We start from the raw sequence: 25,361 nt of genomic DNA on the forward strand, positions 1-25,361 counted from the left end.
TGTATCGTTCCTCCCAGCCCATCCTAGTGCATTGCAACATATACTCAATCGATTTAGACGGCTGGCCAATGGTCGTGTGCCGGAACAAGACGGCCCAATCAGGCCGTCTCCAAAACTTCCGGCGGAGCCTTGGCGCCGGTCATGAAAGCGACAGCGTCGGACATTGTATATTGTTTCGGATCGATGACGGCGAGGCGACGGCCCAAGCGATGGATGTGGATGCGGTCGGCCACCTCGAAGACATGCGGCATGTTGTGCGAGATGAGCACGATCGGCAGGCCGCGCTTCTTGACGTCCAGCATCAGCTCCAGCACGCGGCGGCTTTCCTTGACGCCGAGCGCCGCGGTCGGCTCGTCCATGATGACGACGCGGCTGCCGAACGCCGCGGCGCGGGCCACCGCCACGCCCTGGCGCTGGCCGCCCGAGAGCGTTTCGACCGACTGGTTGATGTTCTGGATGGTCATCAGCCCAAGCTCGGACAATTTCTCGCGGGCGATGCGCGCCATGGCCGAGCGGTCGAGCCTCCTCAGCCATTGCCCGGCAAAACCCGGCTTACGCAGCTCGCGGCCGAGGAACATGTTGTCGGCGATCGACAGCGCCGGCGACAAGGCCAGGTTCTGGTAGACGGTCTCGATGCCGGCCATGCGCGCCTCGATCGGCGAGCGGAAATGCACCGGCTGGCCGTTGAGCTCGATCGCGCCGGAGTCCGGGATGACCGCGCCGCACAGCGCCTTCACCAGCGTCGACTTGCCGGCGCCGTTGTCGCCGATGACGGCAAGGATCTCGCCCGGCATCAGGTCGAAATCGGCATTGTCGAGAGCGACCACCCTGCCGTAGCGCTTGTTGAGGCCTTTTGCCTGCAGAATGGGGGCCTGAAGAATGGGCTGCGTGCTCATGCCGAAATCTTCCTGATCCACTGATCGATGGTGACGGCGAGGATGATGAGGATGCCGACGGTGAACTCCTGCCAGAGCGAGTCGACGCCGGCGAGTGCCAGGCCATTGCGGAAGACGCCGACGATCAATGCGCCGAACAATGTCCCGACGATCGAGCCGCGCCCGCCGAACAGCGAGGTGCCGCCGATCACCACGGCGGTGATGGCATCGAGATTGGCGGTCTGGTTGCCGAGCGGGCTTGCGGCGCCGATGCGGCCGATAAGCGCCCAGGCGGCGACGGCGCAGATGAAGCCGGCCAGCGTGTAGACGGCAATGAACACGCCGCGGGTGTTGATGCCGGCGAGGCGTGCGGCTTCGTCGTCGTCACCGGTGGCGTAGACATGGCGGCCGAAGGCGGTGCGGTTCAACACATACCAGATGATCAGAGCCGTCAGGATCATGGCGATGGCGCCGTAGGTCAGCACCGCGCCGCCTCCCAACCTGATCGTGTGGCCCAGCCACTGCAGCAGCGGTCCCGCCGCCTCGATGTCCTGGGCGCGCACGGTCTCGGAATGCGAGACGTAGATGACCATCGCGCCGTAGACGCTCCAGGTGCCGAGCGTGACGATGAAGGGCGGCAGCTTGATCACCGCCACCAGCACGCCGTTGATCAGGCCGCAGACAAGACCCGTGAGCAGGCCCAGCACGAAACTCAATTCGACCGGCACGCCGTAGGTGACGGTCAGCCTGCCCATGACGATGGACGACAGCACCATCATCGCGCCGACCGAAAGATCGATGCCGGCGGTCAGGATGACCAGCGTCTGGGCAATGCCCAGAAAGGCGATGATGGTGACCTGTTGCAGGACAAGCGAAAGATTGAACGGCGCAAAGAACCGTCCGCCCGCCGCAACCGAAAAGATCAGAATGCCGATGACCAGCACGATGAACGGGATGGCCGTAGGGTATTCGTGCAGGAAGCGCTGGATGCTCTTCAGCACCGAGCCCCGGTCTTCGTCGAAGCTCGCCACGGACTGATCGCTGCCGTGAAGGCCGCGCTCGGCCGAGACTGAGCCGGTTGCGTCGTCGCTCATCTCTATCCCCTCCCAGGATCCCGTGTTTCGGGAAAGGGCGGCCGGAGCCGCCCTTTCGGTGAGTTTAGTCCGTTGTTGCGGGTATTAGGAAGGGCATCAGCCCCAGCAAAGTTCCGCGCCCTTCTTGCTGTCGATCGACTCGACGCCGTTGACGGGCTTGTCGGTGATCAGCGTGGCGCCGGTATCGAAGAACTCCTTGCCGGGGGTCGGCTTCGGCTTTTCGCCGGTCTTGGCGAACTTCTCGATCGCTTCCATGGCCATGGCGGCCATCTTCAGCGGATATTGCTGCGAGGTCGCGCCGATGACGCCGGCCGCGACGTTCTTGACGCCCGGGCAACCGCCATCGATCGAAACCACAAGGACCGAGCCGTCATCCTTGCCGGCCGCCTTGAGCGCCTGGTAACCACCGGCCGCCGCCGGCTCGTTGATCGTGTACATCACGCTCACGTCCGGGCACTTCTGCAGCAGCGTTTCCATGGCGGTGCGGCCGCCATCCTCGGCGCCGCCGGTCATCTCATGGCCGCAGATGCGCGCGTCGTCCTCGTCGCCGTATTTCTTCGGATCCTTGATGTCGATGCCGAAGCCCTTCATGAAGCCCTGGTCGCGCAGATAGTCGACAGTCGGCTGATTGGTGGCGAGATCGAGGAAGGCGATCTTGGCGCTGGAGGCCTTGTCGCCCAGCGTGCCCTTGGCCCACTCGCCGATCAGCTCACCTGCCTTGAAATTGTCGGTTGCGAAAGTGGCGTCCGCCGCGTCGATCGGATCGAGCGGCGTGTCGAGCACGATGACCAGCAGGCCGGCATCGCGCGCCTTCTTGATGGTCGGCACGATGGCGCTGGAATCGCTCGGCACGATGGCGAAGCCCTTGGCGCCGGCCGAGATCAGGTTCTCGATGGCCGCGACCTGGCTGTCATTGTCGCCGTCGAACTTACCGGCAAAGGTCTGCAGCGTGAGGCCGAGCTCCTTGGCTTTGGCCTGCGCGCCTTCGCGCATCTTGACGAAGAACGGGTTGCCCTCGGTCTTGGTGATCAGGCCGACGATGTCGGCGGCATACGAGGCCGTGGCCATCGCGCCGTAAAAGGCAAGGCCGGCAACGGCCGCCTTCAGGATAGTCCATTTACGCATGATTTCCTCCCAGTGAACCACTCCGGCGCCGGCCAACCGGCGCCTGCGGAGCGCCCACCGAAGTTCTCCCAGTGTGGGCGCGATGTCAAAGAGACACCAGTCCGCAACGGCTGTCAATAATTAAATCACTCTTATTTATTATTGACACTCTTGCGCTGTTCACTCATTCTGAACGAAAAGCATCGAGGGGAAACAGACGGGAGGAACAGGGTGGAGACCGGCATTGCGAGGCACGGTTCGCCCGAGGCTTTGGAAAGCCGGCTGCATCGCGGCACCAACCAGAGCGGCATGCGCGACCACAATGAGCGGCTCGTGCTGTCCCTGGTGCGCCAGCATGGCAGCCTGGCCAAATCAGACATTGCGCGCATGACCGGGCTGTCTGCCCAGACAGTGTCGGTGATCATGCGCGAGCTCGAGGAAGACAAGTTGCTCGTGCGCCAGGCGCCGCTGCGCGGCAAGATCGGCCAACCTTCGATCCCGATGGCGCTTAATCCGGAAGGCGCCTTTTTCATCGGCCTCAAGATCGGCCGCCGCAGCGCCGAGCTCGTGCTGATAGACTTCCTCGGCAATGTGCGCGCCATGCTGCAGCATTCCTACCGCTATCCCGCACCGCGCGAGACCGTCGAGTTCGTCACCGCCGGCATCAAGACGATGCGCGGCGCGCTTACGCCGGCTCAGGACAAGCGCATCGCCGGGCTCGGCATCGCCATGCCGTTCGAGCTATGGAACTGGGTCGACACGGCCGGCGCGCCGCGCGAGATCATGGACGAATGGCGCCATCGCGACATCCGCGCCGACATCCAGGGGCAGTGCGAGTTTCCCGTCTACCTGCAGAACGACGCGACGTCGGCCTGTGGCGCGGAGCTCGTCTTCGGGCGGGCCGGCGCGGCGCGCGATTTCGTCTATTTCTATATCGGCGCCTTCGCCGGCGGCGGCATCGTGCTCAACGGCCGCCTCTACAGCGGGCCGAAAGGCAACGCCGGCGCGCTGGGCTCGATGCCGGTGCCGGGGCCGGACGGCAAGCCGACGCAGCTCATCGACGTCGCCTCGATCGCGATGCTGGAAAGGGCGCTCTCCGCCAAGGGCATCGACGGCTCCTATCTTTGGACCTCGCCGCAGGAATGGGGCGAGATCGGCGCCGATCTCGACGAGTGGATCGCCAGCGCCTCGCGGGCGCTCGCCTATGCCATCGTCGCTGCCTCGTCGGTCATCGATTTCGAAGCGGCGGTCATCGATGGCTGGATGCCGCTCGACGTGCGGCGCCGGCTGGTCGATGCCGTCACGGAAACGATCGCCCGCATCGATGCCGAAGGACTGAAACTGCCTGTCGTGCGCGAGGGAACGGTCGGCATCCACGCACGCGCCATGGGCGGCGCCAGCCTGCCGCTCTCCGAGCGCTTCCTGATCGGGCCGAACACGTCCGGGGGCGCCTGACATGCTGATCGGCATCCCGTCGCTGCTCGGGCCCCAGTTCCTGGCGACGCTCAGGGCAATGGGCCATGGCGACGAGATCGCGATCGTCGACGGCAATTATCCGGCCGAGGAACAGGCGCGGCGGCTGATCCGCGCGGACGGCCACCACGTCATAGCCGTCCTCGACGCCGTGCTCAGCGTGCTGCCGGTGGACGAGGCGGTGCCGGAGGCATTGTTCCGTGCCTCGGTGCAGGGTGACCCGGCGCTCGCCGACCCCGTGCATCGCGAGATGGAAGCGGTCTGCGCCAGGCGCGCGCCGGGTCACAAGGTGGTTGCGCTGGCCGGGCCCGACTTCTATGCACGCGTCAAGGCCGCGCACGCGATCGTGGCGACCAGCGAACCCAGGCTCTTTGCCAACATCATCATCCGCAAGGGCGTGATCCATCCGCCGGAGACCAAGACGACATGATCCTTTGCTGTGGCGAAGCCCTGATCGACATGCTGCCGCGCACCACGACGGAAGGCGAAGCGGCTTTCGCGCCCTATGTCGGCGGCGCGGTGTTCAACTCGGCGATCGCGCTCGGCCGGCTCGGCGCCCCGGCAGGCTTCTTCTCCGGCCTCTCCTCCGACCTGTTCGGCGGCCAATTCCGCGAGGCGCTCGGCGCCAGCAAGGTGAGCTCCACCTATGCGCACACCTCGCCGCGTCCAACCACGCTCGCCTTCGTGCGGCTCACCAACGGCCAGGCGACCTACACTTTCTATGACGAGAACACCGCCGGGCGCATGCTGACCATCGAGGACCTGCCGAAGCTCGGGGCCGAGATCGAGGCGATGCTGTTCGGCGCCATCAGCCTGATCTCTGAGCCGGCGGGCTCGGCCTACGAAGAATTCATGCGACGCGAGCGCCAAAGCCGCGTCATGATGCTCGACCCCAACATCCGGCCGAACTTCATTCCGGACAAGGCCAAGCATCTCAGACGCATCCGCGAGATGATGGCGATGGCCGACATCGTGAAATTGTCGGACGAGGACCTGAAATGGTTCGACGAGGCCGGCTCGCACGAGGATGTGGTGCGCAACTGGCTGGAGCGTGGGCCGCAGCTGATCGTCGTCACGCATGGCGGCGAAGGCGCCGTCGGCTACAGCAAGGCGCACAAGGTCACGGTCATGCCGCAGAAGGTGAAGGTCATCGACACGGTCGGCGCCGGCGACACGTTCAATGCCGGCATCCTGGCTTCGCTGCACGAGCAGGGCCTGCTCACCAAGGCGGCGATCGGCAGCCTCTCCGAGGACGCCATCCGCAAGGCGCTGGAACTCGGCGCCAAGGCCGCCGCGGTAACGGTTTCGCGGGCCGGCGCCAACCCGCCATGGCGGCACGAGATCGCCTGATCCGGCGCGGGGACGGACGTGAGCCCGCCCTTCGCGGCCGATCACTTTATGTTTCCCATCGGTGGAACGACGCGACAAGAGGGGCCGGAAAACGCCTCTCAAAGCTCGGATTTCCGGCTTTTTCAGGCATTGCGCCGGTAAAGTCGCTAACACGCTGCGACACATAAGCAATCTGCGCCGGCCGCCGCCGGCTTTCTCAGCCGGTTCAAGTCTGTTACCAGCGGGCCGGTTTTACAGGCATTGAGGCCGACATGCAGTTCATCGATCTTGGCGCACAGCGCGAACGTATCCGCGACCGGCTGAAGGTCGCTATCGACAAAGTCGTCGAGGACGGCCGCTATATCCTCGGCCCGCAGGTCACCGAACTCGAGAACAAGCTGGCGGCCTATATCGGCGTCAAGCATGTGGTCGCCTGCGCCAACGGCACCGACGCGCTGCTTCTGCCGCTGTTTGCCGCCGGCATCGGCCCGGGCGATGCGGTGTTCGTGCCGAGCTTCACTTTCGCCGCCACCGCCGAAGTGGTGGCGCTAGCCAAGGCCGAGCCGGTCTTCGTCGACGTCGACCGCGACACCTACAACATCGACATCGCCAGCCTCGAGGCGGCGATCGAGATGATCAAGAAGGAAGGAAGGCTGAAGCCGAGGGCGATCATCCCCGTCGACCTGTTCGGGCTCTCCGCGGACTACGAGGCGATCATGGCGATCGCCAAGCGCGAGAACCTTCTGGTGATCGAGGATGCCGCGCAGTCGATGGGCGGTTCCGCCGACGTCAAAATGTGCGGCGCTTTTGGCCATGTCGGCTCGACCAGTTTTTACCCTGCCAAGCCGCTTGGCTGCTATGGCGACGGCGGCGCCATGTTCACCAATGACGGCGCGCTGGCCGACAAGCTCCGCTCCTTCGCCTTCCACGGCAAGGGCGAGACGCAATATGACAATGTCCGCGTCGGCATCAATTCGCGCCTCGACACGCTGCAGGCGGCGATCCTGATCGAAAAGCTCGCCATCCTCGAGGATGAGATGGTGGCGCGCCAGATCGTCGCCGACCGCTATGCCAAGGGCCTCGGCGACATCGTCAAGGCGTCGCGCAATCTTGGCCATGGCCGCTCGGCCTGGGCGCAGTATGCGATCGAGACGCCGAAACGCGACGGGCTCAAGGCCCATCTCGGCGAAAAGGGCATTCCGTCGGTGATCTATTATGTGAAGCCGCTGCACGAGCAGGTGGCCTACAAGGATTATCCGCGCACGCCGACCGGCCTCGCCGTCTCGGAGGCATTGCCAAAGCAGATCCTCTGCCTGCCGATGCACGCCTATTTGAGCGAGGCCGACCAGGACCGCATCATCGAGACGATCCGCAATTATATCGGGTCGAACTCGGCGCATGTGGCGGCGGCTTAAAGCCTGAAAGGTCGGCGCCGCCCCCCCTCTGTCCCGCCAGCATCGATAATTGGCAACGCTGCCCTAAGCCGCGGTCTTCCCCGTTGCAATGAAATGCGGGTTGGCGAAATCGCTGTCACTCGCCTGGTTGCGCTTGCCGTAGACGAGCGGCTCGCCGTCCAGGGTGCGCGTCATGCCGCCGGCGGCGCGCAACACCGCGTCGCCCGCCGCCGTATCCCATTCCATGGTGCGGCCGAAGCGCGGATAGACGTCGGCTTCCGCCGCGGCGAGCAGGCAGAATTTCAGCGACGAGCCGACCGAGACGATCTCGGCGGCACCGAGATCGCGGATGAAGGCATCGGTCTCCGGCGTGTTGTGCGAGCGGCTGGCGACGACGGCGAGCGGCGAGCCGCCTGCCCGCACCGTGATCGGCCGGCGGCCGGCCACGCGATAGTCGGGATCGACCTCGAGCGCCTCGGCCTTGCCGGGTCGTCCGGAGAAAAAGCGCCCCGTGCACGGCGCGAAAACGACGCCGACTTCCGGCACGCCATGGCGGACCAGCGCGATGTTGACGGTGAAATCGGTGCGGCGGTTGACGAATTCCTTGGTGCCGTCGAGCGGATCGATCAGGAAGAACGCGCCGTCAAGATCAGGTGTTGCGATGCCTGCCGCAACCTCCTCCTCGGCCACGCAAGGGATTTCCGGATAGGCGGCGCGCAGGCCGGCCAGGATGATCTTCTCGCTTTCGCGGTCGGCTTCCGTCACCGGCGAAGAGTCGGCCTTGCTGTCGACGGCGCAGCCCTCGTGGAAGACGCGCATCACCTCGCGCCCGGCTTCGAGCGCCAGGCGCTCGAAGACGCCCAACATTGCCTCGTCGTCAGATACCGCCGCCATTGTCGTACTGCTCCTCGGCAATGTCGCGCTCGGTCAGCCAATGTTCCAGGGCTTCCGCCATCTCCTGCGGGCTCCTGCCGAGAGTCTTCAGGTGAATTTCCGGATTCTGCGGCGCCTCATAAGGAGAATCCACGCCGGTGAAATTCTTGATCTCGCCGCTCAAGGCGCGCGCGTAAAGACCCTTCGGATCGCGCCTTGCGCATTCCTCGAACGGCGTGTCGACGAAGACCTCGACGAACTCGCCCTCGGCCATCAGCTCGCGCGCTACGCGCCGTTCGGCGGCGAAGGGCGAGATGAAGGAGACGATGACGATCAGGCCGGCATCGGCCATCAGCTTCGCCACCTCGGCGACGCGACGGATGTTTTCCACGCGGTCGGCGTCGGTGAAGCCGAGATCGCGGTTGAGACCGTGGCGGACATTGTCGCCGTCGAGGATGTAGGTGTGGCGCCCGGACGCGAACAGCTTCTTCTCGAACAAATTGGCGATGGTCGACTTGCCGGAACCGGAGAGCCCAGTGAACCAGAACACGGCCGGGCGCTGGTTCTTCAGGTCGGAGCGGCCGCGCTTGCCGACATCGAGCGACTGCCAATGGATGTTTTCGGCGCGGCGCAGCGAATGCAGGATCATTCCGGCGCCGACGGTGGCGTTGGTGATGCGGTCGATCAGGATGAAGGCGCCGGTGGTGCGGTTCTCGGCGAACGGATCGAAGGCGATCGGCGCGCGGGTCGAGAGGTTGCAGACGCCGACCTCGTTGATGTCGAGCGACTTCGCCGCCTCATGCGCGAAATCGTTGACGTTGACCCGGTATTTCAGCTCGGTGACGGTGGCGCTGACCTGATCGGTCTCGGTGCGCAGGACGTAGGAGCGGCCGGGCAGCAGCGCCTGCTCGTCGAACCAGACGATGTTGGCGGCAAACTGATCGGCGACCTGCGGCCGTGCGGCCGGCGACACCAGCAGGTTGCCGCGCGACACCTCCACTTCGTCCTCGAGGACGAGCGTGACCGCCTGGCCGGCAACCGCCTGCTCGAGATCGCCGCCCTGCGCGACGATGCGCTTGACCCGCGACGCCTTGCCAGACTTGGCCACGACGACCTCGTCTCCTTCAGAAACCACACCCGAGGCGATGGTACCGGCGAAGCCGCGGAAATCGAGGTTGGGGCGGTTCACATACTGGACGGGGAAGCGGAAAGGCAGCTCGACGGCGGCCTCGTCGACCGACACGGTTTCGAGATGCTCGATCAGCGATGGCCCGGAATACCAGGGCGTGCGCTCCGAGCGGCTGGTGACGTTGTCGCCGAAGCGCGCCGACATCGGGATCGGCGCGATGCTGACGAAGCCCAGCTCCTTCGCGAACTCGCCATAGTCGGTGACGATCCGGTCGAACACGGTCTCGTCGAAGCCGACGAGGTCGATCTTGTTGACCGCAAGCACGATGTGCCGGATGCCGAGCAGCGAGGCGATGATCGAATGACGCCTGGTCTGGCGAAGCACGCCCTGGCGCGCGTCGATCAGCACGATGGCGAGATCGGCGGTCGAGGCGCCCGTTGCCATATTGCGCGTGTACTGCTCATGACCGGGCGTGTCTGCGACGATGAACTTGCGCTTCGGCGTGGCGAAGAAGCGATAGGCGACATCGATGGTGATGCCCTGCTCGCGCTCCGCCTCCAGCCCGTCGACCAGCAGCGCGAAATCGATGTCGTCGCCGGTGGTGCCGTGCTTGCGCGAATCCTTCTCGAGCGCCGCAAGCTGGTCCTCGAAGATCTGCTTGGTGTCGGAGAGCAGCCGCCCGATCAGCGTCGACTTGCCGTCGTCGACCGAGCCGCAGGTGAGAAAGCGCAGCAGCGACTTCTTCTCCTGCGCGGCCATGTAGTCGCGGATCGAATCGGTCGGGGCGAGGCTTTTTGCCATGATGTGGCGCATTATCAGAAATAACCCTCGCGCTTCTTCTTTTCCATCGAGCCGGCCTCGTCGCGGTCGATGAGGCGGCCCTGGCGCTCGGAGGTGCGGGCGGTCAGCATCTCGCCGACAATGGCCTCCAGCGTGTCGGCGTCGGACTCGATCGCGCCGGTCAGCGGGTAGCATCCCAGTGTGCGGAAGCGCACGAGCCGGTTATCGACCGCCTCGCCGGGGCGCAGCAGCATGCGGTCATCGTCCTTCATGATCAGCATGCCGTCGCGCTCGACCACCGGCCGCTCCTTGGCGAAATAGAGCGGCACGATCGGGATGTTTTCCTGCAGGATGTACTGCCAGATGTCGAGCTCGGTCCAGTTGGACAGCGGGAAGACGCGGATCGATTCGCCCGGCGCGATTCGGGTGTTGAAGATCTTCCACATTTCCGGCCGCTGGTTCTTCGGGTCCCAGGCGTGCTGGGCGTTGCGGAAGGAAAAGATGCGCTCCTTGGCGCGCGACTTCTCCTCGTCGCGGCGGGCGCCGCCGAATGCGGCGTCGAAGCCGTATTTGTCGAGCGCCTGGCGCAACGCCACCGTCTTCATCACATGGGTGTGGGTGTTGGAGCCATGATCGAAGGGGTTGATGCCCTCGCGAACACCATCCTCATTGACGTGGACCAGGAGGTCGAAGCCAAGCTTCTGCGCCATCTGATCGCGAAAGGCGATCATCTCGCGGAACTTCCAGGTGGTGTCGACATGCAGGAACGGGAAAGGCGGCTTGGCCGGATAGAAGGCCTTCATCGCCAGATGCATCAGCACGGACGAATCCTTGCCGACCGAATAGAGCATCACCGGCTTGGAGAAAGATGCCGCGACCTCGCGGAAGATGTGGATGGATTCGGCCTCGAGCCGCTGCAGATGCGTGAGCGCGATATTCATGGAGCGTCGAGCGTTCTTTCGTGCCGTGGAGCGGAAATCTTGCATCGCAGGCGCAATTCCATGCCCCCCGGGCGCAGATTTCACTTCAGACAAACTGTTTCGTGCGGGCGTTCTAACAGATCGGCGCCGCCGATAACAATGCAAGACCCGCGCGGCGCGAGGTGATTAGAGAACGAATTTTCCAAGCGCGGCCGGCAAAGCGGAAAATCCTGCCGGAGCCATCGAAAACGCGGAAGCGGAGAAAGCCCGTGGCGTCCGGGGAATTCCGAGGCCGTCCGATCGTGGCCTGATCGGGGATTTCTGCCGCAACATCGTCGACCGCACTATCGCGGAGCGGCGCCAGCCGCTATACGGGCTCGGGGAACGGGCAAGGCGCGGCAAACGGAGATCGGCGAGGTGGCCTCTGGCTGGCTCCATGGATCCGGGCGCAACCTGGAAAATTGCGAAGCAAGCATTTGAACCCGTTTACAACGCTCCGGCGCCACCTCACGCCCGCACAGATCAACATCTATTTCTCGATCGTCTGCTTTTTCTCGCCGCCGGTGCTTGGATCGCTGGTCAGCATCGCCTTCAATGCCGGTGGTGTGTGGTCCGCGATGCTTCTGGCCGCGAAACGCCGGCGCTTCAACATCGACCGGCCGATGCTCGCCGTCACGGTGGCGATCTACGCCTATTGCGCGGCCATGGTTCTGGCTTCGATCGTCAACGGCACGCTGGCCGCCGATTTGCGGTTTTTCCTGCCGTTGATCACCTTCCTGCTGTTCCCCATCTCCTATTCGACCTGGAGCATCACCGAGAAGAGCGCGCTGGCACGCATCGCCATTCTGGCCAGCACCGCGGCCTGCTTCGGCGCGCTGGCGATGGCCGTGTTCCAGTATCATCGGCTCGGCGTGAGGGCGGAGGGCGGCGCCGGCAATCCGATCGTTTTCGCAACCGTTACCTGCCTTGCCGTCATGACATGCCTTGCCGGCGCGCTGTCGGGCATCGAGAAACGCTGGAAGCTGCTGGTCCTGGCGGCGGTCGCCGGAGTCATTGCGATTGTCTATTCGGGATCGCGCATGATCTGGGTGGCCGTGCCGATCGCCAGCATCGTCGTGCTTCTCATCAACCGTCGCCGGTTCACCGGCGCCAGCCTGGCACGCTTCGTGGCGATCGGCGTCGTGGTCGCCCTTGTGATCGCCGCCATCGGCTCCCGCGCCGTGCTGGATAGAACCGACTTCCTGGTCAGCGACTGGGATGCGCTGAACGCCAATGGTGACCATTCGACGGCGCTCGGCCTGCGCGTAGCGATGTGGGAAATCGGCTTTGCCGCGTTTCGCGACATGCCGATTTTCGGCCATGGCATCTCGGCGAGCCGGGCGCTGATGAAGCAGGGTTTTCACGAGCAGTTCGGCCTAAGCGCGGGTTTCAGCCATTTTCACAATGGCTTCCTGACCGCGCTGGTCGAGGCCGGTCTGCTGGGGGCGCTGGCCCTGGCGTCGATTTTCGTCGTCGCTGCCTGGAACGCGGCACGGACGCTGCGCCTCAGCGTCGATCCGGTGGAGCGGTTCGGCGCGACGATCGTCCTTGTCGCGGTCATCACCTATCTCACCGGCGGAATGGCCGGCATCCTGGTCGGCCACGACATCCTCGACGCGACGCTGATGGTGTTCCTGATCTCGGGGACCTACCTTGCATCCGGGCGGACGGCAGCGCCAACCGGGAGAAGCGCGCCTGCGGCGGCGCCGGACGCCAGCCTGCAACCATGAAGGTCCTGGTCACCGGCGCGACAGGCTTCATTGGACGCCGGGTCGTCAGCCGGTTGCGTGAGGCCGGATTCGGCATACGGATCGCCTCTCGCCAGCCGCAGCAACTGGCGGGCGTGGACGATGCCGTCGCGCTGCCCAACGCCGATGCGCCGGACGAAGCCTTCCTGGAGCTGATGCGCGAGGTGACGCATGTCGTCCACTGCGCAGCGCTCAACAATGACCGCAACGCCGGCGCTGCCGACTTCCAGGCCGTCAATGCGATGCTGACCGGACGGCTCGCCCAGGCGGCGGCCACGCGCACCGCCGGGCGCTTCATCTATCTTTCCTCGATCCGCGCCGTGGTGGGCGCCGGTTTCAGCGGCACCATCGACGAGGCCACGCCCCCTGCCCCGCAAGACGCCTATGGGCGTTCCAAGCGCGAAGGCGAGATCAAAACGCTGGAGGCTTTCGCAGCGGCAAGGCGCGCCGGGGCGACGGCGCTGCGGCTGCCGCCGGTCTATGGCGAAGGCATGAAGGGAAATCTGCGCGGGCTGACGCGCCTCGCCGCCAACGGCCTGCCGCTGCCAGCAGCCGCCCTGACGGCGGTTCGCTCGCTCGTCTCGCAAGACGCCGTGGCCGGCGCCGTGACGCATCTTCTGACCCGTCCCGCGCCGCCGCGCCCGATCTATGTGCTCAGCGATGCTTCGCCGGTTACGATGTCCGAAATCATCACCGCGTTCTGGCGCGGATACGGCCGGCCGGCCCGGCTTTTCCCCATGCCGGCCTGGCCGCTGCGCCTGCTGGCCATGCTGCTTGGCCGGCAGGCGTCATGGCAAGCCTTCATGGCGACGCAGATCTGTGACCCGTCCCTGCTGGCCTCGGAGGGCTGGATGCCGGAAACCGACACGCTCGGCCGGCTTGAGGAATTGGCGCGGCAGGCCGGTCAGAACGATTCCGGAAAGCGGCCAGGTTCGGCGCCTTCGCCGTAGCTTTCCCTGCGGGAGCGCCTCAAAAGAACGTAGCCAGCAATATCTTCAGGTCCAGGCTGGTCGAGGCGGCCTTGATGTAGGCCGCGTCGGTTTCCGCGCAAAGTTTTGGATCCGACATGTCGATCTCCTTGATCTGCGCGAGCCCTGTGATGCCTGGAAGTGCGGTGAGCACGCCCAGTTCCCTGCGCCGTTCGATCAGTTCCGCCTGCGTCGGTAGGCATGGACGAGGGCCGACAAGGCTCATCTCGCCCTTGAGCACGTTCCAGAGCTGCGGCAATTCGTCGATCTTGGTTGCCCGCAGCACCTTGCCGACCGCGGTGACCGAACCGGCCGGCGCTTCGTGCGTGGGCAAGGAAGGCGTTGCGCGATACATCGTGCGCAATTTGCGGCAGGCAAAGAGGGCTCCTCCCCGGCCGACGCGGATTTGCGAGAAGATGGCCGGGCCGGGCGATGTTGCCCGGATTGCCAGCATCGCGACAAGCAGGACGGGAGCCGCCGCCGCCAGCATCGGAACGGCGACCGCGAGGTCGAGCGCGCGCTTCGCGGTCATCGCTCAGATCCGTCGCCAAAAGGGGAACAAGAGCGGCACATCCAGCCTGTATTCGGGTACACTTGGGTGGCTGCGCATGAACAAGTCAGGCTAAGCCGTTTGCCCTGCCGCTTTCGGCATGTCGCGATCTGGAATGTTCTGGTCCTGATGTAGCCCCGCCAGCACCGTAAGCGCGGCGGTCTTGTCGCGATCGTGCATCGCGGCCACCAACGCCGGCAGGGCCGCCTCGATCTTCGGCCATTCGATGACGCCGGTCCTGAGGCCGAAGATCTTGGCGGTGTCGAGCTTGACCACCTCCTCGTTCTCGGCATGCAGCGTCTCGTGCAGCTTCTCGCCGGGCCTGATGCCGGTGAAGCGGATCGGAATATCGGTATAGGGGCTTTTGCCGGCCATGCGGATCATGGTTTCGGCGACTTCGAGGATCGGCACGGGCTTGCCCATGTCGAGCATGTAGATGGCGTAGTCATCCGCGCCCCGGCGCTGCTCGGCATCGGCGGCCGACATGATGACGAGGTCGACGGCCTCGGCCACGGTCATGAAATAGCGGGTCATGCGCCGGTCGGTGATGGTGACCGGCCCGCCGGCCTCGATCTGCGCCTGGAAGATGGTCGCCACCGAGCCGTTGGAGCCGAAGACGTTGCCGAAGCGCACGGCGATGAATTTCGTGCCCGAATGACGCAGATCGGGGGCGCCGGCAGGGTGGCCATTTGCCGCGCCGGCACGCGGCGGCGGTGAGGCCGCCTGGGTTTCATGCAGCGAGGAGACGACCTGTTCGGCCGCCCGTTTGGTGACGCCCAGCACCGAGGTCGGGTCGACGGCCTTGTCGCTGGAAATCAGCAGGAACTGCGGCACGCCGCATTCGGCGGCGATCTCGGCGCAGGCGAGCGTCCCGAAGACATTCGTCTCGATCGCCGCTTCCCAGTTTTCCTCGAGCAGCGGCACGTGCTTCAGCGCCGCGGCGTGAAAGATGATCGCGGGTTTGAACTCGCTGACGAGGCGCGTCATGTGAGGCCGGTCGGTGACATCGACGATGCGGCTGGTCAGCCGGTCGCGGTCGCCGTCGTCGGTCTGCTGATCGAGCTGGAAGATGCCGAACTCGGAATTGTCGGCCACCAGCACCGCCTCGGCGCCCAGTTCCAGCGCGCGCTTGACCAGCACGCGGCCGATGGAGCCGGCGCCGCCGGTGACCATCACGCGCTTGCCGCCGACGAAGGCGCCGATGCGCGTGATGTCGGTGGCGACCGCCGAACGGCGCATGATGGTCGCCATTTCGACGGCATCGAGAACCAGCTTGCCGCCCTGCCCCAGTTCCGACAGGCCGGAAAACTGGACGACGGCGATGCCGCTGTGGCGGGCGACGCGCACCAGTTCGGCATAGTCCTCGATCTCGCGCTCGACCCCCTGGCCGAAGATCAGGAGGTCGAGGTTTTCCGTGCCCTTGACATATTCCTCCAGCACCTCGACCAGGCGCGGCCGCAGCGCCACGACCGGAACGCCCTGGATCCGCGTGCCGAGCGGCGCGTCGCTCTCGGTGGCCATGATGCCGGCGATGGCGTATTCGGCAGGCATGGCCGTGCGGGTGAAGCGGACGATCAGGTCCGCCTCGCTCAGCCGGCCGATGAACAGCGCCTGCTTGGTCGAGGCATCGCCGGCGGCGCGGCGCAGGATGCGCCAGCTCGCGCCGTCGCGCAGGAAGCGATAATAGAGCCTGGGCGCCGAAATGATGGTGAAGGAGACCAGGAAGAAGACGATGAACTGGCGCTCGTTGAGGCCGGCGACCGGCTGGAAGAAGAAGCGGAAGGCAAGCGAGGCCAGATAGAGAATCACCGTCAGGCTGCCGCAGCCCTTCAGGATGTTGAAGAAGTCGGGCGTGGAGGCAAAGCGCCAGACGGTGTTGTAGAGGCCGCTGGATCGGAACAGCAGATGGGCGATGAGCACGATGAGCGCCCAGCAGGCCAGCCCGCCGGAAGAGAACGCGTCGAAGGAAAGCCGCGACTGCGACAGGATGAGGCTAAGCGCAACCGCGACCAGGACCATGACGAGGTCCTGGATCATGATGATGGCGCGCCGCATCCTCGGTCGGAGTTCCGATACGGCTTCTACGTATGCGGTCATTGGGCAGTACTGGCTCCAGGCGCGGGATATGCCTACCAGAACGGCGCCGGCCCGACCAGCGTCCGCCACCACCCTGGATTGCAAATCCCCTACCCCCGTAACCCGGTTATCGCCTTAGCGCGGAGCGAGCGGGAGAGCCAGAGGTTTTTTGTTTGCATTGCGCTGTAGTGTTGACGAAGGGGCAGGGCATGGCCATTTGCTCCCCCGCGGTCATCTCAGAGCATCCTTCTACGACGCCTCGTTCATCGCATCGGACTGTCTCTATACGGCGCGCCAGATCGCTTCGGACCTATTCCATGGCACGGGCTGTCGATCAACGTCCCGAGGCCGAACGGTCGGCGACGATACGACCTACGGCAGCTCCGGTCGATTCCCGCCAATCCGGAGCGGTCCACCTGAATGCAGCCGCCGATTTCGCGCTCGATAGCCGCGAATTGGCCGGCCGCCTTGCCTTTGTCGGGTAATCGGCGGTTGCGATGTCGAGGATACGGGCATGCGGACCGCCAAGGGCCTGGCTCGTATCCAGGATGTGACGGGCAAAGCCGCTCCAGTTGATCTCACCGGTGCCCGCCAGATGATAGACGCCAAAGGCGGCAAAATTCCTGTCGTCCCGCAGCTTCGCCGCCGCATGCAGGATGGCGGCGGCGATGTCGAGCGCGGATGTCGGATTGCCCCACTGGTCGGCGACGACTGGAATCTCGTCGCGGTCGGCGGCGAGGCGCAGCATCGTCTTGACGAAATTCCTGCCGAAGGGGCTGTAGACCCAAGCGGTGCGCAGGATGAGGTGGCGCGGATTGGCCGCCGCGACCGCCTCTTCGCCGGCGAGCTTGGAGGCGCCGTAGACGCCGAGCGGCGCGGTCGGATCGGTCTCGACATAGGCGCCATCCTTGGTGCCGTCGAAGACATAGTCGGTCGACAGATGGATGACGGGCACGCCGAGCCTTGCCGCGGCTTCGGCCACCTTGCCGGCGCCGGTCGCGTTCACCGCGAAGGCCAGGTCCTTCTCGTCCTCGGCCTGGTCGACGGCGGTGTAGGCGGCGGCGGAAACGACGATGTCGGGCCTTGCCGCTTCGAGGGCTGCGAACACCGTGTCTGGCCGCGCCAGGTCGAGCGCCGGCCGGCCGACGGCCACGACCTCGACATCGTCGCGGCCCCGCGCCGCCTCGACCAGGCTTGCGGCGACCTGGCCTTCACGTCCGGTGACGGCAAGCCTCACGTGGTCACCTTCCTGCTCTCGGCCGCGTTCCCGGCCGGGCTGCTTTCGACCCTTGCATTTTCGATCTGGGCGTTCTCGACCGGGGCGTTCTCGATCGGGCGCTTTTGCGCCGTAGCTCGGCCTAGCCGCGCGCCATCGTAGCGCTGCTCGCGGATCGGCCCCCACCACCATTTGTTGTCGAGATACCAGTCGACGGTCCTGGCCAGGCCACTGTCGAAGTCCTCCCGCGGCGCCCAGCCGAGGTCGCGCGCGATCTTGGAGGCGTCGATCGCATAGCGTCGGTCATGGCCGGGGCGGTCGGTGACGAAGGCGATGAGATCGCGATAGCGCTTGCCGCCGGCGCGCGGCCGCCTCTGGTCGAGAAGATCGCAGATCGCCTCGACGACGCCGAGATTGGTGCGCTCGGAATTGCCGCCGACATTATAGCTCTCGCCCGGCTGCCCCTGGGTGGCCACCAGTTCAAGGGCCCGCGCGTGATCCTCGACGAACAGCCAGTCGCGCACGTTGGCGCCGGCGCCGTAGACGGGCAGCGGCTTCTCGTCGAGCGCGTTGAGGATGACCAGCGGGATCAGCTTTTCCGGGAAATGATAGGGGCCGTAATTGTTCGAGCAGTTGGAAAGCACCACCGGCAGGCCATAGGTCTCGTGCCAGGCCCGCACCAGATGGTCGGATGCCGCCTTCGAGGCCGAATAGGGCGAGGACGGCGCGTAAGGCGTCTCCTCCACGAACATGCCGCCGTCGAAAGGCAGGTCGCCAAAGACTTCGTCGGTCGAGACATGGTGGAAGCGGAAGCTGTCCTGTCGGGCCTGCGGAAGCCCGCGCCAGTATTCCAGCGCCGCATTCAGGATGCGGTAGGTGCCGACGATGTTGGTCTCGATGAAGGCGCCGGGGCCGTCGATCGAGCGGTCGACATGGCTCTCGGCGGCGAGGTTCATGACGATGTCGATGTCGTCGCCGCGCAAGATCTCCAGCACCGCGCGCTCGTCGCAGATATCAGCCTGCTCGAAGCGGTAGTTGTGCGCGTTCTCGATCGGCCTCAGCGATGCGAGGTTGCCGGCATAGGTCAGCTTGTCGAGATTGGTGACGCGATAGGCCGGATTGGCGCACAGATGCCGGCACACGGCCGAGCCGATGAAGCCGGCGCCTCCGGTGACCAGAAAATTCATGCCGCCATCCCTCCTCACGCGAACACCTCCGCCAGGCCGAGCAAGGGCGCGTTGCGGTCCTTGTCCGAAAGCTGGAAGCCGCCCGCAATCGCCGGCCATTTTATGCCGATCGCCGGGTCGTCGAAGCGGATCGAGCGGTCGTGCCCGGGCGAGTAGGTGTCGGTCACCTTGTAGAGCACCTCGGTATCCGGCACGAGCGTGACGAAACCATGCGCGAAGCCTTTCGGCACCAGAACCTGGTTGCCCTTGTCGGCCGATATCTCCAGCGCTTCCCATTTGCCGAAAGTGGGCGAGGAACGGCGGATGTCGACCGCGACATCGAGCACGCTGCCCCGGATGACGCGCAGCAGCTTGGCTTGCGCGCGCGGCGGCAACTGGTAATGCAGGCCGCGCAGCACACCGGCCGCGGCGGAATAGGAATGGTTGTCCTGCACGAAGGCGAGATCGATGCCGGCTTCGGCGAAGCGTTCGGCATTCCAGGTCTCGCTGAAAAAACCGCGTGCATCGCCATGCCGCTTGGGCACGATCTCCAGCACGCCATCGAGGCCGAGCGGCCTGACCTCAAGCACCGCGTTCCTCCATCAGATCGGCCACCCGCCGGCGCAAATAGGCGGCATATTCGTTCTTGCCGAGCCGAAAGGCGCGATCCAGAACCTTGTCGGCGCTGATCCAGTGCTGCTCCAGCGCAATCTCCTCGGGGCACGCAATCTTGATGCCTTGGCGATGCTCGATCGTGCGCACGAAAGACGATGCCTCGAGCAGGCTGTCATGCGTGCCGGTGTCGAGCCAGGCATAGCCGCGGCCGAGACGGTGGACATGCAGTTCGCCACGCTCGAGATAGACGTTGTTGACCGCCGTGATCTCGAGCTCGCCGCGCGCCGAAGGGCGGATCGTCGAGGCAATGTCGACCACGTTGTTGTCGTAGAAATAAAGACCGGTCACGGCCCAGTTGGACTTCGGCTTTTGCGGCTTCTCCTCGATCGTCAGAGCCTTGCCGGAGGCCTTGTCGAAGGAAACCACGCCATAACGCTCAGGATCGTCGACATAGTAGGCAAAGACCGAGGCGCCGCCCTCGCGGATCGCCGCCTCGCGGCAGAGTTGCGACAGGCCGCCGCCAAAATAGATGTTGTCGCCAAGGATCATCGACACGCTGTCGTTGCCAATGAACTCGCGGCCAATGATGAAGGCTTCGGCGAGACCGTTGGGCTGCGGCTGCTCGGCATAGGACAATTCCAGCCCGAATTCGGAACCGTCGCCCAGCAATGCCTGAAAGACCGGCAAGTCGCGCGGAGTCGAGATGATGAGAATCTGGCGAATTCCCGCGAGCATCAGCACGCTCAGCGGGTAATAGATCATCGGCTTGTCGTAGATCGGCAGTATCTGCTTAGAAATCGCTAATGTAAGCGGATAGAGACGTGTTCCGCTGCCGCCCGCAAGGATAATTCCTTTCAACAAGCTCTCCTTGAGCTACCGCGGCCCCCGCCTCGACGCCAAGTTGCCCGTGCTTAGTTTTCGGGCGCTGGCTTGTCAATGTCGGCTTCGACTGCTTCCCGACGTTACTTCATCGCTTTCTATCATCTGGCATAAGGTGGTTTCGAGCGAAATCCGACAGCGCCATGAAAAAGGGCCGGCCGGCGCTTGTCGCCCGCCGGCCCTTTTCTCGCCGATTGTCTCAGCCGCGCTTGAGCAATGTCCACACGGCCGGCACAAGGCTGGCGGCCAAAGCCACCTTGATCAGGTCGCCGACGATGAAGGGCAGGACGCCGAACTGCCAGGACTTTTCCGGCCCGATGAGGATCGCCAGCCAGGCAAAGCCGATGGCCATCATGACGACCTCCGCCGTCAGCATAGCGCCGAACAGCTTGAACGGATTGCGGTCCCAGCCGCGATCCGCGGCCCAGCCGGCGATCGCCGCCATGACCACGAAGCCGGCAAGATAGCCACCCGTCGAACCCAGCATATACGCGATGCCGATGCCCTTTTCCGGCGTACCCTGGAAAACCGGCAAGCCAAAAGCACCTTCGGCGAGGTAGAGAAGGAGCGTGGCGACGGCCAGCCGCAGGCCGAACGCCGAGGCGATCAACAGCACGGCCAGCGTCTGCAGCGAAATGTCGACCGGGCCAAGCACCACTTTGGTCTTGGCCGAAAGCGTCAGCAGCAGGGTTCCGGCGAGTGCCAGGAAGAGCTGAGTCGCGAGCCGGGCAGCGCCCCGATCCGGTAGAGTGAGAGAAACAAGCGGGCGCATCGTGGTTGCAGTTGCCATGGTCTTCCCCATTCTGGCTAATCTATTGGGTGGCTGATTTGCTGGCTTGAAGCGCGCCGCGCAGAAACGGATTTCAGGCAACGCGCTTCAAACTTCGTGTCGCTGCATGTCGTTCTCCCAAAACCGCTGCGCACTTTTGGGCGACATGCACTAATTTTCCTATATTGGCTTCCGTATCGGGCGGCAATCACTTTGCCGCATTGCAACGGAGCCCGCCGGCATGGCCCTTGAATTCGACACCAGCTTCGATCCCGCCTATGGCCGGGCGGTTGCGGTTGCGCCGGATGTGCTGCGCATCACCGCCAGAAATCCGAGCCCTTTCACCTTCCACGGCACCAACAGCTATCTCGTCGGCCGCGAGACGCTGGCGGTGATCGACCCAGGGCCGGAAGACGACGCCCATCTCGAGACGTTGCTTACCGCGATCGCTGGCCGCCCGGTCAGCCACATCTTCGTCAGCCACACCCATCGCGACCATTCGCCACTCGCGTCGCGATTGAAAGAGCTGACCGGCGCGCCAACGCTTGCCGAAGGCCCGCATCGACCGGCACGGCCTTTACGCATCGGCGAGGTCAATCCGCTCGACGCCAGCGCCGACCTTGGCTTCGTTCCCGATGTCGTGCTGGCCGACAATGCGCTTACCCAGGGCGACGGCTGGACAATCCGCACCGTGCTGACGCCCGGCCACACCGCCAACCACGCCGTGTTTGCCCTCGAGGGAGCCGGAACCCTGTTTTCAGCCGACCATGTCATGGCGTGGTCGACCTCGATCGTCGCGCCGCCGGACGGCGCCATGGCGGACTATATGAGCTCCCTCGACAAGCTGCTGGCGCGCGAGGATCGCTTGCTGTTGCCAGGCCATGGCGGCCCCGTGACCGCGCCCCAACGGTTCATGCGCGGCCTCAAGACGCATCGCAAGATGCGCGAAAGGGCGATCCTGGAACGCATCCGCGCCGGAGACCGGACGATCGCGGAAATGGTCGCTGCGATCTATCGCGACACAGACCCGCGGCTGCACGGCGCCGCGGGGCTTTCGGTGCTTGCCCATCTCGAGGATCTGGTCGCGCGCGGCCTGGTCGTCACGGAAGGCGATCCGGCCATAGACGGCGTTTTCGCGCCCGCTGCGTAGGTCCGGAGCGCGTCACCGTTTCACGGAAACGGCGAAGCGCTCCTTCGTCCTTCTTGGCGCAATTCCGGACGGAAAACCGCTTCACACTTTTCCGGGAATTGCTCTATTCGGCCGGCGCCGCGCCGACCTGCCCGGCGACCTCCTGGTCGAGCTCGCCGAGGAAATCCGTGATGCGGGCGGCGTTGTCGCCAAGGTCGTAGCGGCCGTAGCGCGAGGCCGAGCGCATGTCGACGACCACCTGCTCGCCGTCGTCCGTGACGCGGATGGCGACGTCGGCCGGCAGTCCGAGCACGAAGCCCTTGGCCAGCGCATTGATGGTCGCCTCGCTCTGGCCGTTGATGTCGGGATAAGGTGCCGTCAGCTGCCAGTCGCGGCGGTCGAGCACGGTTTCGACAGCGTCGACGACGGTTTCGAAAGGCAGGTTGTAGCTGCGCCCGCTAACTAGCGGATAGGCGTCGGCCTGCAGGCTCTGTTCGCCCGGGGTGGGCGGCGACAGCTCGTTCATGTCGGCGGTGCGCTCGCTGGTGTCCAGCACCGGCGGATCGTCGAGATCGGTCGAGATGTCGCGCAGCGGCGGATAGATCGTCGCCCAGTAGACGGCGACGCCGTATGGCGCCAGCACCAGAAGCGCCAGCAGCGCGCCGATGCTGAGATCGCGGCCACCGCGATCGCCGAAACTCCAGACCCTGGACAGACCGAGACCAGCCAGCAAAAGGGCAAGCGCCGCCAGCAGCGCCACGACCGCCAGCACCCACAGGAAAGGCGGTGTGTCGACGAGACCCAGCCTGTAGGCGGCAATGACGGTGAGCAAAAGGACGAGGGAAAATGCCCCGATCCGCCGCGACCAGCCGGCCGCCCTCGACGTCTGCCTTTCAGGAATAGATGCCATTCTGTGCCGTGTCGTCCCAACCCGCGCCGAGAGTTAGCGGTTTTTGACGCCGGCTTGAAGCCGAAAGAACAAACATTTTTGGTCAATCCGTCGGCAGGCGGTAATCCTTGAACTGGTCGCGCAAACTGGTCTTCTGGATCTTGCCGGTGGCGGTGTGCGGAATTTCGCCGACGAAGGCCACGTCGTCGGGCATCCACCACTTCGCCACCTTGCCGCTCATGAAGGTGAGGATGTCGCCCTTGCTCGGCTCCCTGCCGGGCTTGCTCACGACGACCAGCAAGGGCCGCTCGCCCCATTTCGAATGCGGGATGCCGATAGCCGCCGCCTCCGCCACGTCGGGATGGCCGACGGCGAGATTCTCGAGATCGATGGTCGATATCCATTCGCCGCCGGACTTGATGACGTCCTTGGCGCGATCGGTGATTTGCATGTAGCCGCTGGCGTCGATATGGGCGACATCGCCGGTGTCGAACCAGCCATCGGCATCGAACTGCTCGGTGCCGGCGCCGCCATAATAGGCGCGGGCCACCGCGGGGCCGCGCACCTTGAGATGCCCGAAGGTCTTGCCGTCCCAGGGCAGCGCGTTGTCGTCGTCGTCGGTCACTTTCATTTCGACGCCGAAGGGCGAAAAACCCTGCTTGCCCTGGATATCGAGCCGCGCCTCGCCAGTCAGCGTCTCATATTGCGGCTTCAGGGTGCAGAGCGTGCCCAGCGGCGACATCTCGGTCATGCCCCAGGCATGCACCACCTGCACATCGTAGTTGTCCTGGAACTTGGCGGTGATGGCGCGCGGACAGGACGCGCCGCCGATGACGACCTTCTTCAGGTGAGGCAGCTTCTTGCCGGTCTCCTCCAGATATTGCAGCAGCATCATCCAGACGGTCGGTACGGCCGCGCTGAACGTCACCTTCTCGGTGTCGAGCAGATCATAGATCGAGGCTCCGTCCATCCTGCAGCCGGGCATCACCAGCTTGGCGCCGATCATCGGTCCGCTCTGGCCGAGACCCCAGGCATTGGCGTGGAACATCGGCACGACAGGCAGGATCACATCCCGGGTGGATATGCCCATGGCGTCGGGCATGGCGGCCATCATCGCGTGCAGGACATTGGAGCGGTGGCTGTAGAGCACGCCCTTCGGGTCGCCCGTCGTGCCCGAGGTGTAGCACATGCCGGCGGCGGTGTTCTCGTCGAACGCCTTCCAGGCGAAGGCGCCATCGGCCTCGGCCAGCCATTCCTCATAGGCGACGGCATTCGCCAGCGACGTTTGCGGCATATGCGCCCGGTCGGTCAGCACGATCACCTTTCTCAGTGACCGGATTGCGCCGGCGATCTTTTCCAGGAGTGGCACGAAGGTCAAATCGACGAAGATCGCCTTGTCCTCCGCATTGTTCATGATCCAGGCGATCTGCTCGGGAAAAAGCCTCGGGTTGAGCGTGTGATAGATCGCGCCGATGCCCATGATGCCGTACCAGGCCTCGATATGGCGGGCCGTGTTCCAGGCAAGGGTTGCGATGCGGTCGCCGAGCCTGAAGCCGTCACGCTCCAGCCGCTGCGCCACCTTGAGCGCCCGGTGATGGATTTCGGCGAAGGTGGTGCGCACGATTGGGCCTTCGATCGAACGCGACACGACCTCCCTGCCGCCGTGCTGGCGTTCGGCATGGTCGAGCAGCTTGTGGCAAAGCAGCGGCCATTCCTGCATCAATCCAAGCATCTGTTCCTCCCCTTTGCGCATTCGCGTCGTTTGTTTCACGCATTGTGGAACGAACCGGCGGTTTGTCCAGCCGCCATAAGTAGAAGCCCGTGGATGGATCGAAGAACCTGAAAAACCGCCATAATCCGGCCATCGTCGCCGTTAAGCTTCATTAACGGGCTGGGTGAGATTGGCGAATGGAGTGGTTCGCATGGACGCGCAGCTCGACGATAAGGCCCTCGAAAGCACGCTTGCCGAAAGTCTGGACGTTCTGACGCCGGACACCAAAACAGTTTCCGAAGATGAATTTGCCGAAGTCGTCGGCGGCGCGCTGGAGGCCGTCGGCGGAACGTTGCTGTTCAAGATGCGCGTCGAAAACGGGACCGAGGGTGAACATGTCGCCGCGGCCTGTGTCGGCAACGCCGACAATCGTCAGTTCCTGCTGCTGACGCTGCCGACCAGCGGCGGCGCGCTGAAGGTCGAAACCGCGGCGAGAAGCACCAATCCGGTTGCGGGCATTGCCGCCGCCTATGCCAGCCTCATGGATGCCTTCAAGACGGCCGCCTGACGGCTGCGTGACAGACATTCAATGAATGGTGATGACACCTCGCACCGCGCGGGCTTGCGCGACGCGC

Annotated in this window: 23 protein-coding genes; 8 read left to right on the plus strand and 15 right to left on the minus strand. The window is 64.7% G+C overall.

Translation table 11 applies throughout. The annotated features are described in order from the left end of the window. Window positions 1-98: 98 nt before the first annotated feature. From FJW07_RS14855 to FJW07_RS14865, 3 genes are all read right to left on the minus strand, one after another. Window positions 99-896 (minus strand): ATP-binding cassette domain-containing protein, encoded by a 798-nt coding sequence (locus tag FJW07_RS14855; RefSeq protein WP_140857233.1) that lies wholly within the window; start codon window positions 894-896, stop codon window positions 99-101. Continuing rightward, the gene (locus tag FJW07_RS14860; RefSeq protein WP_140705420.1) at window positions 893-1,969 is read right to left on the minus strand and encodes an ABC transporter permease; all 1,077 of its coding nucleotides are present in this window, start codon (window positions 1,967-1,969) and stop codon (window positions 893-895) included. Before FJW07_RS14860 ends, FJW07_RS14855 begins: the two co-directional genes overlap by 4 nt. A gap of 96 nt (window positions 1,970-2,065) precedes the next feature. Continuing rightward, a complete protein-coding gene (locus tag FJW07_RS14865) occupies window positions 2,066-3,094 on the minus strand; it encodes a sugar ABC transporter substrate-binding protein (protein ID WP_140643399.1) in 1,029 nt (342 codons plus the stop codon). A gap of 210 nt (window positions 3,095-3,304) precedes the next feature. On the opposite strand from FJW07_RS14865, the gene FJW07_RS14870 reads away from it, so the two are divergent. From FJW07_RS14870 to FJW07_RS14885, 4 genes are all read left to right on the plus strand, one after another. Further along, window positions 3,305-4,528, plus strand: coding sequence for an ROK family transcriptional regulator (locus FJW07_RS14870; RefSeq protein ID WP_140857235.1), 1,224 nt, complete (start codon window positions 3,305-3,307; stop codon window positions 4,526-4,528). A gap of 1 nt (window position 4,529) precedes the next feature. Continuing rightward, window positions 4,530-4,976, plus strand: a complete 447-nt coding sequence (locus tag FJW07_RS14875) for an RbsD/FucU domain-containing protein (protein ID WP_140857237.1) — start codon at window positions 4,530-4,532, stop codon at window positions 4,974-4,976. Then, window positions 4,973-5,896, plus strand: a complete 924-nt coding sequence (locus FJW07_RS14880; protein ID WP_140857239.1) for a carbohydrate kinase — start codon at window positions 4,973-4,975, stop codon at window positions 5,894-5,896. The genes FJW07_RS14875 and FJW07_RS14880 overlap by 4 nt, the downstream gene beginning before the upstream one ends. 251 nt (window positions 5,897-6,147) lie before the next feature. Continuing rightward, complete coding sequence (locus tag FJW07_RS14885; RefSeq protein ID WP_140857241.1) at window positions 6,148-7,290, plus strand: DegT/DnrJ/EryC1/StrS aminotransferase family protein; 1,143 nt, start codon at window positions 6,148-6,150, stop codon at window positions 7,288-7,290. 63 nt (window positions 7,291-7,353) lie between these two features. Here the strand turns inward: FJW07_RS14885 and cysQ are convergent, their stop codons facing one another. From cysQ to cysD, 3 genes are read right to left on the minus strand one after another with little or no spacing between them, the layout of a single operon-like run. Continuing rightward, window positions 7,354-8,136: a 3'(2'),5'-bisphosphate nucleotidase CysQ gene (gene cysQ / locus FJW07_RS14890; RefSeq protein WP_181182644.1), complete on the minus strand. Its 783-nt coding sequence runs from the start codon at window positions 8,134-8,136 to the stop codon at window positions 7,354-7,356. A gap of 10 nt (window positions 8,137-8,146) precedes the next feature. Further along, window positions 8,147-10,084 carry a sulfate adenylyltransferase subunit CysN gene (gene cysN, locus FJW07_RS14895; protein ID WP_181175363.1) on the minus strand — a complete coding sequence of 646 codons (1,938 nt, stop codon included), beginning with the start codon at window positions 10,082-10,084 and terminating at the stop codon, window positions 8,147-8,149. A gap of 2 nt (window positions 10,085-10,086) precedes the next feature. Continuing rightward, window positions 10,087-10,992, minus strand: a complete 906-nt coding sequence (cysD, locus tag FJW07_RS14900; RefSeq protein WP_246680761.1) for a sulfate adenylyltransferase subunit CysD — start codon at window positions 10,990-10,992, stop codon at window positions 10,087-10,089. A gap of 455 nt (window positions 10,993-11,447) precedes the next feature. Between cysD and FJW07_RS14905 the strand changes: the two genes are divergently transcribed. After that, complete coding sequence (locus tag FJW07_RS14905; protein WP_140857244.1) at window positions 11,448-12,740, plus strand: O-antigen ligase family protein; 1,293 nt, start codon at window positions 11,448-11,450, stop codon at window positions 12,738-12,740. Continuing rightward, window positions 12,737-13,708 carry an NAD-dependent epimerase/dehydratase family protein gene (locus tag FJW07_RS14910; RefSeq protein WP_140857246.1) on the plus strand — a complete coding sequence of 324 codons (972 nt, stop codon included), beginning with the start codon at window positions 12,737-12,739 and terminating at the stop codon, window positions 13,706-13,708. Before FJW07_RS14905 ends, FJW07_RS14910 begins: the two co-directional genes overlap by 4 nt. Before the next feature lie 19 nt (window positions 13,709-13,727). Here FJW07_RS14910 and FJW07_RS14915 read toward each other — a convergent pair whose 3' ends face one another. The 7 genes from FJW07_RS14915 to FJW07_RS14945 form a co-directional block, all read right to left on the minus strand. Further along, a complete protein-coding gene (locus FJW07_RS14915) occupies window positions 13,728-14,258 on the minus strand; it encodes a sugar transferase (RefSeq protein ID WP_140857247.1) in 531 nt (176 codons plus the stop codon). Window positions 14,259-14,348: 90 nt separating this feature from the next. Further along, window positions 14,349-16,373: a nucleoside-diphosphate sugar epimerase/dehydratase gene (locus FJW07_RS14920; RefSeq protein WP_181182633.1), complete on the minus strand. Its 2,025-nt coding sequence runs from the start codon at window positions 16,371-16,373 to the stop codon at window positions 14,349-14,351. A 313-nt stretch (window positions 16,374-16,686) separates the two neighbouring features. After that, entirely contained in the window at window positions 16,687-17,589 is a 903-nt protein-coding gene (gene rfbD, locus FJW07_RS14925; RefSeq protein ID WP_140857249.1) for a dTDP-4-dehydrorhamnose reductase, read from the minus strand. Then, window positions 17,586-18,755 (minus strand): dTDP-glucose 4,6-dehydratase, encoded by a 1,170-nt coding sequence (rfbB, locus tag FJW07_RS14930; protein ID WP_246680762.1) that lies wholly within the window; start codon window positions 18,753-18,755, stop codon window positions 17,586-17,588. The genes rfbD and rfbB overlap by 4 nt, the downstream gene beginning before the upstream one ends. 14 nt (window positions 18,756-18,769) lie before the next feature. Next, complete coding sequence (gene rfbC, locus FJW07_RS14935; RefSeq protein ID WP_140657090.1) at window positions 18,770-19,324, minus strand: dTDP-4-dehydrorhamnose 3,5-epimerase; 555 nt, start codon at window positions 19,322-19,324, stop codon at window positions 18,770-18,772. Beyond that, window positions 19,317-20,207: a glucose-1-phosphate thymidylyltransferase RfbA gene (rfbA, locus tag FJW07_RS14940; protein WP_140657092.1), complete on the minus strand. Its 891-nt coding sequence runs from the start codon at window positions 20,205-20,207 to the stop codon at window positions 19,317-19,319. Before rfbA ends, rfbC begins: the two co-directional genes overlap by 8 nt. A gap of 220 nt (window positions 20,208-20,427) precedes the next feature. Continuing rightward, complete coding sequence (locus FJW07_RS14945; protein WP_140643358.1) at window positions 20,428-21,018, minus strand: biotin transporter BioY; 591 nt, start codon at window positions 21,016-21,018, stop codon at window positions 20,428-20,430. A 220-nt stretch (window positions 21,019-21,238) separates the two neighbouring features. Between FJW07_RS14945 and FJW07_RS14950 the strand changes: the two genes are divergently transcribed. Further along, entirely contained in the window at window positions 21,239-22,147 is a 909-nt protein-coding gene (locus FJW07_RS14950) for an MBL fold metallo-hydrolase (protein ID WP_140857251.1), read from the plus strand. 103 nt (window positions 22,148-22,250) lie between these two features. Here the strand turns inward: FJW07_RS14950 and FJW07_RS14955 are convergent, their stop codons facing one another. Both FJW07_RS14955 and FJW07_RS14960 read right to left on the minus strand, forming a co-directional pair. Next, window positions 22,251-23,036 (minus strand): DUF1499 domain-containing protein, encoded by a 786-nt coding sequence (locus tag FJW07_RS14955; RefSeq protein WP_140783381.1) that lies wholly within the window; start codon window positions 23,034-23,036, stop codon window positions 22,251-22,253. Between the two features lie 82 nt (window positions 23,037-23,118). Next, window positions 23,119-24,747: a fatty-acid--CoA ligase gene (locus FJW07_RS14960; RefSeq protein ID WP_140857253.1), complete on the minus strand. Its 1,629-nt coding sequence runs from the start codon at window positions 24,745-24,747 to the stop codon at window positions 23,119-23,121. Between the two features lie 190 nt (window positions 24,748-24,937). Here FJW07_RS14960 and FJW07_RS14965 point away from each other — a divergent pair, with 190 nt between their 5' ends. Then, on the plus strand, window positions 24,938-25,294 hold the full coding sequence (locus FJW07_RS14965) for a hypothetical protein (protein WP_140643350.1): 357 nt from the start codon (window positions 24,938-24,940) through the stop codon (window positions 25,292-25,294). Window positions 25,295-25,361: the final 67 nt, after the last annotated feature.

The sequence above is a fragment of the Mesorhizobium sp. B3-1-9 genome (genome assembly GCF_006439595.1).
Taxonomy (GTDB): Bacteria; Pseudomonadota; Alphaproteobacteria; order Rhizobiales; family Rhizobiaceae; genus Mesorhizobium.